This window comes from Noviherbaspirillum sp. (assembly GCF_036563305.1).
Lineage (GTDB): Bacteria > Pseudomonadota > Gammaproteobacteria > Burkholderiales > Burkholderiaceae_D > Noviherbaspirillum.
The window spans coordinates 12,693-30,540 of the sequence record NZ_DATCMQ010000003.1; the positions used below are offsets into that span (position 1 = coordinate 12,693).

The 17,848-nt window shown below is 69.8% G+C and carries 1 protein-coding gene (running past one end of the window); it reads right to left on the reverse strand.

Going from position 1 to position 17,848, the window contains the following annotated elements:
• Positions 1-17,725, reverse strand: part of the annotated coding region (locus VIM12_RS00520; protein ID WP_331939646.1) for a DUF4347 domain-containing protein (this coding region is incomplete at its 3' end). 12,692 nt of the annotated region lie to the left of the window's left edge; 17,725 of its 30,417 annotated nt are in view.
• Between the last annotated feature and the right edge of the window lie 123 nt (positions 17,726-17,848).

Sequence of the window (17,848 nt, forward strand, 5' to 3'; positions counted from 1 at the left end):
AGGCGCCGGCGCCGGAGATGGCGCCGCCGGTCTTGAGCGTCACCTTGTCGTGGGCGACGATGTCATTGAGAGCGGTCAGCGTCATGTCGCCGGCGCTCGCCTGCAGGCCGCGCACGGTGAGCCTGCTGTTGTCGCCGACGCTGGTGACGGTCGCCAGGTCGAGCGTGGTGGTGCTGGTGGCGCCGGCGGCGGACGCGATGCCGCCCGTGGTGCCGGAGATGCTGGTGTTGGACAGCACGTGATTGACCGCGCCGATCACGATTTCGCTGGCGTTGACCACTACGCCGGCGCCGACACCGGCATTGACTTTGGCCTGCACCCGTTGGTCGCCGACGGCGCCGCTGCCCGACAGCGCGCCGCCGGCCACCGTCGACTGGTTGCTGCTGAAGGCGGCGGTATGGTCTGCCGAGATGTTGAGCTTGCCGGAGCCGTCGAGGATGCCGACCGCCTTCCAGCGCGCGGTGTTGTTGAAGTTCTCGTCGGCCAGGTCGATGCTGGCCGCGGCGCTCGGTGTGGCGCCCACATACTGCCAGCGCGACGTATCGCCGAAGTTCTCGTTCTTGAGGTCGGTGCCGATCTTCTTCCAGCGCGTGGTGTCGAGGAAGTTCTCGTTGTTGAGGTCGATCTGGGCGCCGTTGGGACCGACGTACTCATAGCGCGAACCGGTGCTGCCCTTGAGCATGACCGGATCGTTGGCGGACGGTGTGCGGGCGATGCCGACGTCCACCGTATTGCCCTGGTGGAGGGTACGGACCTTGGTGGAATCGGTGTCGGTCGTATGGGTCGCCGTCGTGACCGGGCCCACGTACTTGTAGCGTCCGCCCACCTGGCCGGTGCCGTTGAAGCCGCTGCGCACGTCCACCGTCTCGCCGGACCGCGGCACCTGCAGGCCGGAGTCGGTGGTGTAGGTGCCGGCGGCATCGGTGCCGACGTACTGGTAGCGCGTGCCGACTTCGCCGCCGGCGGCGTGGCCGCTGACGACGTCCACGGTCTGGCCGTTGTTGACGGTGCGGGTACCCTGGCTGGTGCTGAAGTCCGCCTGGCTGTTGCGGTCGAGCACCGGCAGCAGGCCGGCATTGCCCAGCTCGATGCTGCGGCCGGCGACGCCGTCCTGGATCAGCGCGCTGGTGTCGCTGACGCTGCGGGTGTCGGCGCTGGCGCCGGCGCCGGCCAGCACGCCGCCGCTGCCGGCGGTGGTGTTGGCGACATTGTTGTCATGGCCGTTGGCGGTGATCGAGAGCGTGTCGCCGGTCAGCTTGACGCCGCTGCCGATCCACGCCTTGGTCGCAGTGTCGGACTTGGCGGCCGACGCTGCGGCGCCGGCGGCGATGATGCCGCCAGCCGCGCTGTCGGCGCGGGCATTCTGCTTGCTGTTGCTGTTGGCGGTGATCGCGGTCGCGCCGTGGATGACCAGGGTCGCATTGTCGGCGATCAGGCTGCTGACCGTGGCACGGTCGCCGCTGCTGCCGTTGATCGCGGTGGCGGAGGTCGATGCAACGCCGATCAGCGCGCCGGAAGAGCCTTCCGCTTCGGCGTCGGCCGACACCCCGCTGCCGTGCAGCAGCTGGGCCGCCGTCACCGTCAGGTCGCCGGTGGTGAGGGTGCCGCCGACCGCTGCGCGGATGTCGGGCGAGACGGTGGCGCTGGCCTGCGACACGCCGACGGCGGCGCCGCCGGCCGAGACGCCCCAGGCGTCGGCATTGGCCTTCGGCGTCGCGCTGGCGTTGACCTTGACGGCGCGCGCGGTGGTGACGCTGTTGTTGCTGCTGCCGCTGGCCGCGCTGGTGTTGCCGGTGCCGCTGCCGCTGCCGCTGCCGATGTACGCCTCGACCGTCGGCGTGACGGTGGCGCTGGCGACCGAACCGGCGCCGGCCAGGATGCCGCCGGCAGCCGCCTTGCTGTCGGCACTGGCGGTGTCGGTGTCGCTGGCGGTAATGCTGAGGTCGCGCGCGCCGGTGACGTTGCCGTCGAGGTGCGCCCTGACCTTGCCGTTGTTGATGGCGGTGCTGGTGCTGGTGCCGATGCCGGCCAGGCCGCCGGCGGCGGCCAGGGTGCTGGCGCTGGCGATGTTGCTGCTCAGGGCGCTGATGTTGATATCGCCCGCGGCGTTCAGGCTGGCGCCGCTGCCGGCCCAGGCTTCGACGTCGGGGCTGGCCTCGACCTTGGCGGTGGTGGCCGCCGCCGCGCCGCCGAGGGCAAGCGCGCCGGCCGTTGCGTAGGTCTTGCTGCTCAGGGTGTCGCGTGCCTCGGCCTTGATCCCGATGCTGCCGCCGGTGCTGGCCAGCGTCGCATTGTCGGTCCATGCCTTGACTTCGCTCCTGGCCGAATTGTCGGACAGCGAGACGCCGACCGAGGCGCCCAACAGACCGAACGACAGCGCGCCGGAGCCGACGTCGGCGTGGACGTTCGCGGTTTCGGACGCCGACAGGCTGATGTTGCCGCCGGCCGTGATGCCGCTCTTCGCCGCGGCACTCGCGCCACGGATGAAGGCGTTGACGGTGTTGTGGATGCGGCTGCCGGCAGTAGCGCCGGCGCCGGCGAAGGCGATGCCGTTGGCCGAGGCGGCCACCGACACGCTGGCGGCGACCGAGCTCGCCTTGATCACCGGGTTGGCGCTGGCGACCAGTTCGATGGCGCCGGCGCTGCTGATGGTCGAGGCTTCGCTGTACGCGCGCACGGTATTGCCGATGTCGTTCTCGGCGACCGACGCGGCCAGCGAAACGGTGACGTTGGCGACGCCGGCCGAGACCGCTGCCGATGCTGCCGCGTTTTCCGTCGTGATCGTTGCCCTGTCGCTGGCATCGAGCCTGACGGCGCCGCCGTTGCTGGTGGACGCGCTGCTGCCGTTGCGCAGGTAAGCTTCGATGGTGCTGGCGATGGTGTTGATCGCGCTGCCGGTGCCGACCGCGCCGGCGCCGCCGGCCATGTTGGCGTCGATCGCCACGCCGCCGCCGATGCTGCGCGCGGTGATGGATGCGGTTTCCTTCGCCTCCAGGGTGATGCCGCCGCCGCCCGCGCTCAGCGAGGCATTGTCGGCATAGGACCGCACGATGTTGCCGATCTGGTTGGTGGTGACGGCCGCGCCAAGCGCGATGCCGCCCCCGCCTCCACCGGCGCTGACCGACGCCGCGGCGCCGACTGCCTTGCTGAAGATGCTGCTGCTGTCGCTGGCGCTGAGCTTGAGCGCGCCGCCGGCGCTGACGCCGCGGCCGGTGCCCTTGCTGTCCTGCACATACGCGCTGACGCGGCTGCCGATCTTGTTGTCCGCGCCTGCGCCCGCACCCGCCAGCGCGACGCCCGTGCCGCCGATCCCCGCCGCGACCGCGCCGCCGATCGCCATGGCATCGATCACGCCGGTGGAAGCCGCGTCCAGGGTCAGGTTGCCGGCTGCCGCGACGCGTGCGCCGTTGACATAGGCATCGACTTCATTGTTGACCGCGTTGATGGCCGCCGCCACGCCCAGCGAAGCGCCGACACCGCCGCCACCGGCGGCGACCGCAGCCGCCGCACCGCCGGCATCGGCCTTGATGCGCGCGCTGTCGCTGGCGGAAAGCTGCACCGCGCCGCCGGCGCTGGTGGACACGTCGGCGCCATTGCGCACCGCTGCATGGACCTTGTTCTTGATGGTGTTGCCGGAGTACGCGCCTGCCGCGCCAATGCCGACCCCGCCGCCGCCGCCCGACACGGCCAGCGCGCCGCCGATGCTGAGTGCCTCGATCTGCGCGCTCTCGCTTGCGCTCAAGCTGATGCCGGCGCTGCCCGCGGTCACCGTCGCCGCGTCGATCGCTGCGTCCACGGTATTGCCGATCTTGTTTTCCGCGGCCGAAACGCCTGCGGTGAGCGCGGCGCCGCCGCCGCCGCCCTGGATTGCCAGGCCGAGGCCGCCGCCATTGGCGAGGATGTCGGTGCTGTCGCTGGCGCTGACGGTGATCGCACCGCCTGCGCTGACGCCGCGGCCCGTGCCGCTGCTGCTGCGGATGGCCGCGGTGACCTTGTTGCTGGTCGTATTGTAGGAACCGGCACCGGCCACCGATACACCCGCGCCGCCGCCGCCGACCTGCGCGCCGACCGCGCCGCCGAACGACAGCGCCCAGATGTCGGCGCTTTGGGTCGCGCTCAGGCCGAGCGCGCCACCGGCCGTGACCCTGGCATTGTCGACCAGGGCCGAGGTCTCATTGGTGATCTTGTTTTCCGCAAAGGCCACGCCCAGCGAAACGCCGGCGCCGCCGCCGCCGACCTGGGCGCCGACGGCAAAGCCGCCGGCGTTGGCGATGATGCGCGCGCTGTCGCTGGCGCTGATGCTCACCGCACCGCTGCCGCTGGTGGTGACGTTGCTGCCGCCGAGGATGGCGGCGCGGGTCTTGTTGCTGATGACATTGCCCGAACCCGCACCGGCGCCGCCGATGCCGGCGCCGCCGCCACCGACTTGCGCACCGACCGAACCGCCGACGCTCAGGGCCTCGATCATCGCCGACTCGGTCGCGCTGAGCGCAACGCTGCCGGCAGTGACGCTGGCATTGTCGACCAGCGCGTCGACGGTATTGCCGATCTTGTTCTGTGCCGCCGATACGCCGACCGTGACGCCTGCGCCGCCGCCGCCCGCCTGCACGCCGACGCTCAGGCCGCCGCCGTTGGCGTAGATCTCGCTGCTGTCGCTGGCGCTGATGGTGATCGCGCCGAGCGTGCTGATGTCCTGGGTGTTACGGACGGCCGCCGTCACTGCGTTGGCGATCTCGTTGTAGGAGTCGGCTGCCGCGCCGGACACGCCCGCTCCGCCGCCGCCTGCCTGCACGCCGACCGCGCCGGCGATGGTCAGTGCCCGGATGTCGGTGCTCTGCTCGGCCGTCAGCGCCATGCGCGCGGCGCTGGCTGTGGCGCCGTCGATGAGCGCGTTCACCTGGTTGGTGGTCTTGTTGACCGCCACCGACATGCCGACTGTGACGCCTGCGCCACCGCCGCCCGCCTGGACGCCGACGCCGATGCCGCCGCCGTTGGCCAGGATCTCGCTGCTGTCGCTGGCCTTGATCGTGAGCGCGCCGACCGCCGTCACGCGGGTGCTGCCGCTGGCATTGCGGATGGCCGCGGTGACCTTGTTGCTGGTCGTGTTGTGCGATGCCGCGCCCGCCGCAGACACGCCGGCGCCGCCGCCGCCGGCCTGCACTGCCACGGCGCCGCCGATGGACAGCGCCCAGATTTCCGCCGTCTCGGCCGCGGTCAGGCTGACCGCGCCGCCGGCCGCGACCTGCGCATCCTCGACCAGGGCGCTGACCTCGTTGCTGATCTTGTTGTCGGCAAAGGCCACGCCCAGCGAGACGCCGGCCCCGCCGCCGCCCGCCTGCACGCCGACACCGACGCCGCCGGCATTGGCGATGATCTGCGCGCTGTCGGTGGCGCTGATGGTGACCGCGCCGCTGCCGGTGGTGGTGAGCTTGCTGCCGTCGATCACGGCCGCCCGGGTCTTGTTGGCGATGACGTTGCCGGAGCCCGCGCCGGCGCCGCCGATACCGGCGCCGCCGCCGCCGGCCTGGAGACCGAGCGAGCCGCCGATGCTAAGCGCTTCGATCAGCGCGTCCTCGGTGGCGGAGAGCGACGCGCTGCCGGCCGTGACGTCGGCATTATCGATCAACGCATCGACCGTATTGGCGATCTTGTTCTGCGCGGCCGAGATGCCGAGCGTGACGCCCGCGCCGCCGCCGCCCGCCTGCACGCCCGCGCTCAGGCCGCCGCCGTTGGCGTAGATTTCGCTGCTGTCGCTGGCGCTGATGCTGAGCGCACCAAGCGTACTGACATTTTGGGTGTTACGGATGGCCGCCGTGACCGCATTGGCGATCTCGTTGTACGAGTCCGCTGCCGCCCCGGACACGCCCGCGCCGCCGCCGCCCGCCTGCACGCCGACCGCACCCGCGACGGTCAGGGCCCAGACCTTGGTCTTCTGTTCCGCGGCAAGCGCGATGCTGGCCGCCGAGGCGCCCGCCCCGTCGACGACTGCATCGATGGTATTGGCGACCTTGTTCACCGCGACCGACATGCCGACCGTGACGCCGGCACCGCCGCCGCCCGCCTGCACCGCCACGCCGATGCCGCCGCCATTGGCGAGGATTTCGCTGTTGTCGCTGGCCTTGAGGGAGAGCGCGCCGCCCGCCGTCGCGCTGGTTGCGGCGCCGGCGCTGCGTATCGCCGCCGTCACCTTGTTGCTGATGGTGTTGTGGGAGCCGGCGCCCGCCACCGCGACGCCGCCGCCGCCGCCGCCCGCCTGCACGCCGACCGCGCCGCCGATCGACAGCGCCCAGATCGTCGACGATTGAGCTGCGGAAAGACCGAGCGCACCGCCTGCCGTGACCGCCGCATCCTCGATGAGGCTGGAGACGTCGTTGGTGACCTTGTTCTCGGCAAATGCGACGCCGAGCGACACACCCGCGCCGCCCCCGCCCGCCTGCACGCCGACGCCGACGCCGCCCGCATTGGCGATGATCTCAGCGCTGTCGGTCGCGCTGATGCTGACCTCGCCGCTGCCGGTGGTGGTGACGCTGCTGCCGCTGCGGATTGCCGCGCGGGTCTTGTTGTTGATGATGTTGCCGGAACCGGCGCCGGCCACGCCGACGCCCGCGCCTCCGCCGCCACCGCTGACGCCGACCGCGCCGCCGATGGTCAGGGCCTGGATCACCGCGCTCTCGGTGGCGCTCAGGCGCAGGTCATTGCCGCTGATATGCAGGCTGCTGCCGTCCACGAACGCGTCGACCGTGTTTTCGATCTCGTTGGTGGCCACCGAAATGCCGATCGACGCGCCCGCGCCGCCGCCGCCGAAGGAGCCGCCGAAGGAGAAGCCGCCGGCGCCAGCCAGCACCTTCGCGCTGTCGGCCGCCGAGATGACGATGTCGCCGCCGGCGCTGATGCCGCCGCTGGCCTTGCTGTTCTTGATGTAGCTGGAGACCTTGTTCTTGATGATGTTGCCGGAGCCGGCGCCGGCGCCGGAACCGGCAAAGCCGCCGCTGGTGGTGGCGCCGACGGCGACACCGATGGTGAGCGCCTCGACCGTTGCCGCTTCCGCCGCGCTCAGCGTAATGCCGCCCGCGGCCGCCGCCTGCACATCATCCATGTACGCGGCGACGGTGTTGGCGATCTCGTTGACCGCGACCGACACGCCGGCCGCGATCGCGACCGGATTCTGGGTGGCGATGGCCACGCCGACGCCGCCGGCCAGCACGCGCACGGTGGACTTGTCGTCGGCGTTGATGGCGATGCTGTCGGCGCCGGTGGAGGTCACCGTGACGCTGGCCAGGTTCGCCATGTGGGCGTCGCTGGTGTTGCGGACGCGGTTGATCGACACCGCGCCGCCTAGCGCGAAGTTGCCGGCGCCCGCGCCCGCGACCGTGATGTTGTTGATCTCGCCCTTGTAGGACGCGTCGAGCTTGATCTTGCCGGCCTTGATGCTGCCGCCAACGTTCTCGATGCGCGCGCTGACGAGGTTGTTGTCGGTCGACGCCGGGGCATTGGGATCACCGCCGAGGTAGTTGTAGGCGACGGACGCACCGATGGCGCCGGACGCACCTTGGGCGCCGATGCCGGAAATCGCGATCGCGCCGGCCAGGGAATGGATGGTGGAGCTGTCGCTGGCAAGCACGCGGATGCTGCCGCTGGCAAGGATGTCATCGGCATTGGTGCGGATGTCGCCGACATTGGCGATCGACGCCCGCACCGCGTTGCGGATGAAGTTCAGGGCGACCGAGCCGGCCCCGGCGATGTTGTCCGCGCCGCCGCCGCTGACCGCGACAGCGGTGATCTGGGCGTCGAGCACCGAAGGCAACATGCCCGGCTTGGCGAATTCCGCCTCGACCAGGATATCGCCGGCACTGGCCGACACTGCTGCATTGTCGATCCGCGCCTGCACGGTGTCCTGGATGTTGTTGACGGCAATCGCCATGCCGACGCCGAACTTGCCGCCGCCGATGGAAGCCGAGACATTGCCGGCGAGCGAGGCGATCGCCGCCTTGTCGCGCGCGGTGACGGCAACGCCGGTCCTGGCCGACACGTCGGACGAAGAAGTGACGCCGCTTGCGGTCGCGCCGACGATACCGGCGTCGATGGTATTGCGGATCTGGTTGACCGCGATCGAGCCGCCGAGCGCATTGCCGCCGCCGGTCGACGCCGCGCCGCCGGCCACGATGTTGACGATGCGCGCCGATTCCTCGGCGCTGACGGTGACGCCGCCCGCGTTCGCCACCACCTTGGCGCCGGCGATCTGCGCAGTAACGTTGTTCTTGATGTCGTTGACGCCGACCGAGGCATTGACCGCCGTGCCCTTGCCGAGCGACAGGCCGAGCGCGCCGGTGCCGGAATAGATGGCCGAGGCGTCCTTCGCCAGCACCAGCACGTCGCCGGCGGTCGCGGTGATCGCCTGGTTGCTGCCGGTGCCCGAGATATGCGCGTCGATGTTCATGCGCACGAAATTAAGCGAAATCGCGCCCGCGCCGGCGTTGTTCTTGCCGCCCGCGCCCGCCGCCGTCACGCTGGTGATCTGCGCGCCGATCGAGGTCGGCAGCGCCAGTGCGATGCCCTGCGCGTTGATGCTGGAGGGCTTGACCACCAGGCTATGGCCGCTGCCGGTGCCCTTGTCGGTCAGCATGATCGCCTTCGGCGTCGCCGCCACCGCGTCCTCGCGCGACGCGGCGAGGCGGATCGTCGTCGCATCGACCCGGATCACGTAGTAGGTCTCGCCTTCCACCAGGTTGCCGATGCCGTCGTTGGACGCCGCGCCCTTGCGGTAGACGAAGGCGTCGCCGGAATTGAGCTTGTGCGCGCTGCCGAAAGTGATGCTGTCGGCCTTGTTGTTGTGCACCGTGACCGCGGCAGGATTCAGGGCGACCGCAACGGCGCCGGCGGTCGTCTTCTTCAGCTGGTGGCCGCTGCCGCTGCCGGCGGCGGTCAGGGCAATTGCCTTTCCGGCCAGTGCGTCGTCGAGCGTGGCCGCCAGCTTGAAGGCGTTGGCGTCGACCTTGATGACGTAGTACTTCGGCGATGTGACGCCGTCGGCCGTGGTGGCTGCCGTCAGGCCGCCGATGGCCGCGCCGCTGGCGTACGCGTAGGTGACCTCGTCGCCGGTCTGCAGGCCATGGCCGCTGACGGTGAGGTAGTCGCTGGTGAGCGTGACGTCGGTGGACGGATTGACGGCCTTGCTGTCGGCCGCGAGCGGGCCGGTGCTGAGGGTGTCGGAGGGGTCGTCGAAGCCGGCGGTGACCGCGACGCTGCCGCCGGCGGTGACGCCGGAGCGCTCGATGTAGGCGGTCACGCTGGCCGCGGTGGCACCGGCGGCGCCGGCCACCGAGACGTGCTTGCTGCCGTTCGCGCCGTCCGGATCGGCCGGCGCATCCGCCACGCTGATCAGGTTGGGGTCGGCCATGTTGTCGATCGCGCCGACGTAGTTGTAGGCGAGCACCGCGCCGATCGCGGTGCCGGATTCGCCGGTGGCCGCGCCGATCGCCAGCGCGCCCACATACATGGTGGCTGCCTCGCTGGCGCTGACGGTGACGTTGCCGCCCGCGGTGACGGTGGCGTCCGCGACGTGCGCGTCGATGCGGTTGGCGATCGAGTTGATCGTCAGCGATCCCGCGCCGCCGGTGGACTTGGCGCCGCCACCGGCGGCGCCGATGCCGACCAGCAGCGACTGCGATGCGGCGGTGACTGCAACCGAACCGCCTGCCTGCACCGTCGAGCCCTCGATGAAGGCCGCCGCCGCGTCGCTGACGCGGTTCCAGCTGACCGCCACGCCGACGCCGGTGTCGCCCTTGGGCGACGCCGCCAGCGCGCCGGCGACGGAGACCAGCAGCGCCTGGTCGAGCGCCTCGACCAGGACCGCGCCGGCGGTCTTGATGTTCGATCCCTGCTTGATGCGGGCCTCGCTGCCGTTGACGATGGCATTGATGGCGATCGAGCCGGCGATGGCGGTCTTGTCGGAACCCGCGCCGCCGACGGCGACGCCGGCGATGGTCGCCTTTTCGTTCGCGCTGACGGTGAGCTTGCCGTCGGTATCGATGTCGACGTTGTCGACGGCCGCGGTGACCGTATTGCCGATGACGTTCGCCGCGGCGGCGACGCCGTAGCCGCCGCTGCGGCCGAGGCCGAAGCCGCCTGCGAATCCGTAGATGCCGGACTTGTCCTCTGCCCTGACGTTCACGTCGCCGTGCGAGCCGGCCAGCATGTTGCTGTCGACCATCTTCGCACTGATCTTGTTGTCGACGATGTTGACCGAGATCGTGCCGCCGAGCGCATTGCCGTCCGTGGTGCCGCCGCCGGTGGCGACGCCCAGCGAGCCGGTGACCGAGATGATCTTGGCGCTGGAGCTGGCCAGCACGTCGAGCTGGCCGCCGTGGGTGAAGCTGTCGACGTTGCCGAGCAGGGATTCGACCTTGTTGCCGATCTGGGCATAGCCGATCGAGACGCCGTAGCCGCCCTTGCCGCCGAAGGCGGCGGAGCCGGCCACGCTGATCAGGTTGGTGTCGTCGTGCGCATTGAGCTTCACCGTGCCGCTGGCGCCGCCCCGGGTGTTGGTCAGGGCGGTGCGGGTGGTGTTCAGGGTGATGTTCACCGCCACCGAACCCGCCACCGCGTTGCCCTGCTTGCCGGTGGCGCCGCTGACGCCGGCCGCGAGCGCGGCGATCCAGCCGAGGCGCGCCGCCTCGACATCCAGTTTCGCCACCGACAGGCTCGTCACGTCGTCAATATACGCGGCGGTATCCCCCGCCACCACGTTGACGCCGAAGCCGCCGGCCACGGCGGTGGTCGACTTGCTGGCATCGCTGGAACTGGCGTAGGCGACGGAACCGGCCAGGGAACCGAGCAGGCTGTCGTTGCTTGCATCGAGCACCAGGTTGCCGGTGGAGACGATGCCGGTCTTGCGCAGGTAGGCGCGGGTATTGTCGTCGACCACGTTGACGGTGACCGAGCCGGCAACCGCGATGCCGGTCTTCGCCTGCGCCGGCTGCTCGGTCGCGGCGGCGGTGTCCGGCGTGGTGCTGCCCGCCGGCGCCTTGTTCATCTCCTTCAGGACCGAACCCATCTTGTCCTGCCAGGACTTCAGGTCGGCATTGCTCTGCGCGGTGCCGTCCGATCCCTGGGTGCCGCCAGTGCCCGGGTTCGGCGTGGCGGGCGGGGTGCTCGGGGGCGCCTCGGCCGGCTTGCTCGACGCCTTGGCGCCCGCCACCGCGAAACTGCCGATGAAGCCGTTGTTGATGGCCGCGACCTGGACCTGTCCGCCGGCGGTGAAGCTGCCGCGGGTATCGGTACCCGCGTCGCCCTCGATCGCACCGATCAGCGCGCTGGTGTTGCGCACCATGACGTTGACGCCGACCGAGGCGCCGAAGCCGATATGCTCGGAACTCGCGACCGCGCCGGCGGCGGTGATCACGTTGCTCTTGTCCTTGGCCTCGACGCGCACCGAACTGCCGGTGGAGCCGATGGTCTTGCTGCCGACGGTGATGCTGGCGCCGTTGTCGATCTGCGCCAGCGTATTGTTGGTGACGACGGCGGCGGCCACGGCGCCGTTGGCGCCGACGTTGCCGGCCTCGCTGCCGGACGCGGCGAGGGCGACCGACAGCACCTCGGTGCTGGCCTTGACGTCCAGGCTGCTGGCGTACAGCGTGACCGCATCCTCGATCTTCGCGGTGACGTCGTTATCGTAGGCGTAGAAACCGAAGCCGACGCCGACCGCGCTGCCGTCCTTGGCCGACTTCACCCCGCCCGACGGCAGGAACTGGATGCCGTCCAGCGACCAGCTCTGCGCATCCTTGCCGCTGGAGATGCCGGGGGTCTTGAAGTTGCCCACCAGGTGGAAGCCGTGGTTGGTGCTGTTGGCATCGATCTCCACGTCCTGTTCGCCGGTGCGGAAGTTGTCGTTGCCGCTCTTGCCGTCGATGTCCTGGTTGATGCGCGCGCCCGACCGGATGGTGGCGCTGGCGCTCTGGTCCAGCACCAGCATCGATGCCGACCCGGCCCCGGCCTTGACCTGCCCCTCGGCATTGGCCTGGCTCCAGGAGTCGATCAGGTAATCGTCCAGGCCGGCGCCGTCGTTCAGGTAGCCGGTCAGGTTGGTGAAGAAGTTGCCGGCGACGACGCGCGCCGGGCTGCCAAGCTCCTCCCACTTGGTGGTGTCGGTGAAATCCGCCTGCGCCAGGTCGCCGGCGTAGTTGCCGAGCCCGATGTAGCGGTACCAGTTGCCGACCTCGCCGCCGGCGCTGTGTCCTTCACTGACCTCGACCGTGTCGCCGTGGGCGACTTCCGCATCCTCCTCGGCCTCGCCGGACTGGTGGTCGGCGGTGGTGTTGTCCTCGCTGAACGGCGTGATGAGGTTCTTGCCCCATTCCGAATCGCGGTCGAGCTCGTTGAGCGTCTTCGCCATGACGGTCAGCTTGCCCTTGGCATCGACCTCCGCATTGCCGGCGATGTACGCCTCGGTGGCATTGCGGTAGACGCCGACCGCCAGCGCCACCGCCACGCCCAGACCTGCTTCCTTCTGGGCGGCCTTCTCGGTCTCGTTCTCGACCGAGGCGCCGGTGGTGATGTCGGGACGGTTCTGCACGCGCGCGAACACCGTGACGGTGCCGCCCGCCTGCACGTCGGCGCCGCCGGACGCGATGGTGCCGGTGCCGTCGCCGATGCGGGCGCTGGCGCGGTTGATGTCGACCTGCACGCCCAGGGCGCCGCCGATGTCGAACTTGTTGGTGGTCTCCGATTCGAGCTGCTTCTTGATGAAGTCGCTCTTTTTCAGGAAGTCGGTGACGGTGGTGGTGATCTTTTCCTTGGCCTTGTCGATGAACTGCAGCTTCTGGTTCGACTTGACGAGTTCCGCCGCCTTGCCCTTGACGCTGTTGGTGATCGTGCCTTCGAGGTCGTCCACCACGTTGCCTTCGGAGTCGCTGCCGACGCCGGCCGAGGCCGCCACGCCGCTCGCCACCGCCGGCGCCAGCTTGAAGAACTGCTTGGTCGGCACCAGGTCCTGCCACTGCTCGGCGCTGACGGCGATGTTGCCGCCCGCTTCGGCCGCGCCGTCCAGCCAGGCATTGGTGCGGCCATTCTCGACGCTGATCGCGAAGGCCATGCCGACCTTGCCTTCTTCGCCGACCAGGGTCTGCGCCAGGGTGCGGCTGTGGTCGATGGTCTGCGCATAGACCAGGATGTTCTGGCCGGCCTTCAGCCGCGCCTTGTCGGTCACGTGCGCGGTCGCCTCGGAGTTGAGCACGCTGACCGCGATGGCGGCATCGTAGCCGGCCACCGCCGTCGGCTTGGAGACCACGTTCATCGTGTTGTCCGCGCTCGCCAGCACGCTGATGTTGCCGGTCGCCTCGACATTGCCGGCCACCGTGACCTTCGCCTCGGTGACGATCACGCCGACCGCGACGCCGGCGCCCCAGGCGGCCGGCTTCGGACTGGCCACCGCCTTCGCCGTCGACTGCGCGACGAAGTTCCTGGCGCTGATATTGGTCGCCTCGTCGATGGTGACATGCGCCTTGGCCACCGACACCGCGACGCCGGCCACCACCGACAGCTTGTCGAGTCCGCTGATGGCGCCGTCGGCGGCGCCTTCGATCTTGCCGGCGAGGTCGGTCTCACCGAGCTCGACGTCGAAGCGCTTGGCTTCGGCGCTGGCGCTGATCGTGACATCGCCGCCCCTGATGGTGGCGCCGCTGATGATCACGCTGGCGTCCTGCACGTCGACGTTGGCGAAGCCGAAGCCGGTGAAGTCCTTGAACAGGTCCTCTGCCAGGATGTTGATGGCGCCCAGCGCGCCGCCGGTGCCGGCGGCGATCAGCTGCGAGTTCACGCCCAGCGCGATATGTCGCGCGCGCAGCGTGATGCTGCCGGCCACGCCGGTGCCGCCGGTGTTGATGGTCTTGCCGTTGAGGTCGATGCGGTCGTACTCGAGCGCGACGTTCTTGCCGTTGCTGCTGATGTTCTCGGCCAGCACCTGGCTCTCGCCGCGGCTGCCCTTGAATACGAGGCGCGTGCTTTCCGATCCGGTACCGAAGGCCACCTTGCTGAAGTCCGCGTTGTCGAGGGTGCCCGCGCCGCTGACATACACCGCGTCGGCGCTGCCGCCGCCGGCGTTGATGGTGACCTTGTCGGTGGCGCCGAAACCGCTGACGTCGACATGGAAGGTGTCGCTATGGCTGCCGCCGGACAGCGTATCCTTGCCGCCGCCACTGCTCAGCGTGACCGCGCCCAGGCTGAACTGCGAAGCATCAATGACATTGGCGCCGACGCCGCCGGTGAGGATGGCGTGCTTGATGCCGCTCAGCGTGTCGTTGCCCTCCGATCCGATCGTCAGCTGGGTGTTCTTCAGCGTCATGCTGGCGTCGCGGGTCTCGACCACCGTGTCGGTACCGCCGCCGCCGGCGAGCGTGTCCGCGCCGGTGCCGCCGGTCAGGAAGTCGTTGCCGGCGCTGCCGGTCAGCGTGTCGTCGCCGGCGCCGCCGTCGAGGGTGACGCTGCCGATGGTCAGCGCGCTGCCGGTGATGCCGGTCTTGTCGCCTTCGCCCAGCAGGCCGAGGCCGAGGGCGGCCTTGGATTCGTTGAGGCTTTCCACCTTGACCTTGCCGGCGCCGCCGGCGCTGTCGGTGATCACGATGGCGCTGCCCGCCGCATTCAGCGCGGCGCTCAGCTTGTCGCTGGCCGCATGGATGGCATCGAACACATCCTTGAGGGTGACGGCGTAGCTCAGGTCGATGTCGACCGTTGCGCCGGTCGACAGGGTGATGCGGATGTCCTTCTTGCCGATCTCGGTATCGACGCCGGTGCCGTTGTTGAGCAGGTCGAGCGAGGTGTCGTTGGACAGGCCGGTGAAGGCGGACGCATTGATGGTGTTGTTGCCGGCGCCGCCGGTCAGGAACGCGCGCTCGAAACCGGAGATGACATCGGTCTCGCTGCCGATCACCAGGGTCTTGTTCGCCAGCGTCATGTTGGCGTCGCGGATCTCGATCAGGGTGTCGTTGTCGGCGCCGCCATCCATGGTGTCGATGCCGCCACCGCCGGTCAGGGTGTCGTCCCCGGCTCCGCCTTCCAGCGTGTCCGCGCCGATGCCGCCGATCAGGACGTCGTTGCCCTGGCCGCCGCGCAGCACCACGTTGCCGGTGAAGGCGGACGCGTCCATCAGGTTGTTGCTCATGCCGCCTGACAGGCGTGCGCGCTGGATACCGCTCAGGGTCGAGAACGCCGCCATGCCCTGGGTGGTGGTCGCCACCGTCACGAGCGCATTGCTGCCGACCAGCGAGGAGATCACGCCCAGCGCGTCGACATCCGTGCCGGCCAGGTTGTTGCCGAAGGTAACGACCCAGTTGCCCGGGCCGCCGCTGACCTGCACGTCGCCCTCGCCGATGGTGCTCAGGGCCAGCAGCGCGGCGCGCACCGTCTGCGCGTCGGCGTCGTGCGACAGCAGCGCGGTCTTCTCGTTCTTGTAGGTCAGCACGAAGCTGCCGCCGGTCGCCGTGCCCGAAATGCTGATCGTCTGCACCTCGGAGGTGCCCTGGCCCATGTCGAGCGTGGCGTCCGTCAGCACGTAGCGGTTGTCGCCCGCTTCCACCAGCGTGTTGGTGCCGGTGCCGCCCTTGATCGCATCGATGCCGCCGCCACCGGTCAGGGTGTCGTCGCCGCCGCGCCCTTCGAGGTTGTCGTCGCCGAGGCCGCCGACCAGTTCGTCGGCCAGCGCGCCGCCGATCAGCGTGTCGTTGCCGTCGTCGCCGTCGAGCCTGACGGTCAGGCTGGTGACCGCCGAGGCGTCGAGGGTGTTGTTGCCGGCGCCGCCGACCAGGGAAACCGCTTCGATATTGCTGAAGCTGTCGACTTCGCCGCCGATGGTCAGCGTCGTGTTGGTCAGCACCATGTTGGCGTCGCGCAGCTCGGCCAAGGTGTCGCTGCCGCCCGCACCGTCGAAGGTGTCGCTGCCGAGACCGCCGCTGAGCACATTGGCGCCGCCGTCACCGATGATGATGTCGTTGAACGCCGAGCCGATCACATTGTTGAAGCCGCTGGTGGCCGTCAGGCCCGTGGTGACGCCAGTGGTGAGGTTCACGCTCACCGGACCGCCGTATTCGCTGTAGTCCAGCGTGTCGGCGCCGCTGCCGCCGGCCAGGATCGTGAAGTTCTCGAAGGCCAGGAAGCTGCCGATTCGGCCCTTGCCGGCCGCGGTGATCTTCCATACCGCGTTTTCATTCGGGCCGGTCAGCGTGTTGACGCCGCTGCCGCCGATCACGCGCCCGATGTTGGTCGCGCCTGCCGTGCCGGTCGCCGTGTTGGTGGCGAGGTTGATCGCCACCGGGCCGGTGTACTGGCTGTAGTCGAGCACGTCGGTGCCGCCTGCGCGTCCGGTGATGGTGCCGGCCAGGCCGGCGCCGTTCTCGAATACGAAGGTATTGACGCCGCCGCCCGCGATCAGGTTCTCGATGCCGGTGGCGTGCAGGGTGTTGTTGCCGCTGCCGTCCGAGACGTCGATGCTGCCGTCGCTGCGGATGGTGAAGGTGAGGTTCTTCGTCACCAGCGAGAAATCGAGGGTGTCGATGCCGGCGCTGTCGGCCACCGTGTCGATGCCCCAGTTGTCGGCGAACTTGTAGGTGTCCTTGCCGTCCAGTCCGGTCATGTGGTCCGCCATGGCCGTGCTGACCAGGGTGTCGTCCCCGGAGGTGCCGCTCATGTTGTCGAGCAGCCAGGAATAGGCCTGCAGGCGGATCGCGTTGGTCTCGATGCTGCCGGTGGCCTGCTCGAGCAGCCAGTCGCCGCCCTTGGCTGCGTCGCCGGTGGCGTTGCTCGAGGCGGCGACGTCGGCGCCGGTCAGTTGCGCCAGGCTCTGCACGAAATTGACGCCATAGCTGCCCTGCGCGATATCGCAGCCGTACAGCAGGATGTCTCCACCGCTGCGCAGCGACTGGCCCCAGGCCTGCAGCTGCGACTGGTGGTCGCCCAGGTTGCCGGCGTTGAGCTGGGTGCTGCCGAGCTGCATCGCGCCACTGTCGCCGTGGGACAGCACCTGCACCGCGTCGAGATCCTTGTAGGCCGACAGGATGGCGCCGATCTGCGCGACGCCGTCATGGCGGCCGTCGAGCACGATGATGTCCACGCCGTCCTGGCGCAGCCATCGAATCTGCGGACCGTCGGTGATTGCGCCGGCGGCCGGCAGCACCGCGTCGGCGGCGTCGGCCGCATCCCCGGTCGTGCCCGCGGCGGCATCCGCCTCGCCTTCCGGAAACGGATTTCGGGTGTCCTTGTCCTGCGCCAGCGCGTCGGCAATGCCCTGCACCACCTGGTCCACCTGCGGGATGTTGGCGTCGACGATCACGACCTGGGAGGCGCCCGGGCGCGACTGCATGAAGGCGGCAAAGTCGGACAGGGCGATGCTGGTGCCGGCCGCGGGGCGGGCGGCGGCGGGATCGAGGGCGGCGCTGGCGGCTTGCGCGGCGGGGGCGGCGGCGGCGGCGGTCGCATCGGCGGCCTGCACCGGATCGGTCCGGCTCAGGCTGTTGTCGTTGAGGGCGCTGGCACCGGGCGCATCGGCACCTTCCGTCGCGGCCGACTGCAGCTTGACCTGCAACTGCCCCGGCTGGTTCAGCTGCAGCGGCGCTTCCAGGACAGACTGGGGCGGCGGCGGCGGCGGGACGACCAGTTCCGCAGAAAGCAGAAAACGCTGTTCGAGTGCTTCGAACAGCGTTTTCTTCCTGGTCGCCGTCTTGCGGCGCCGACTTCGCATGGTCTCCGCGATACGATTGCCGATAGCCTGGATTTTTTTGCGCGCCATGGAACTGCCCCCGGTTGTCTTGCCTAGCCTTGTACCGCCGTAACAGCCGCAGCGCACCCCGCGCCGCGGCACCGC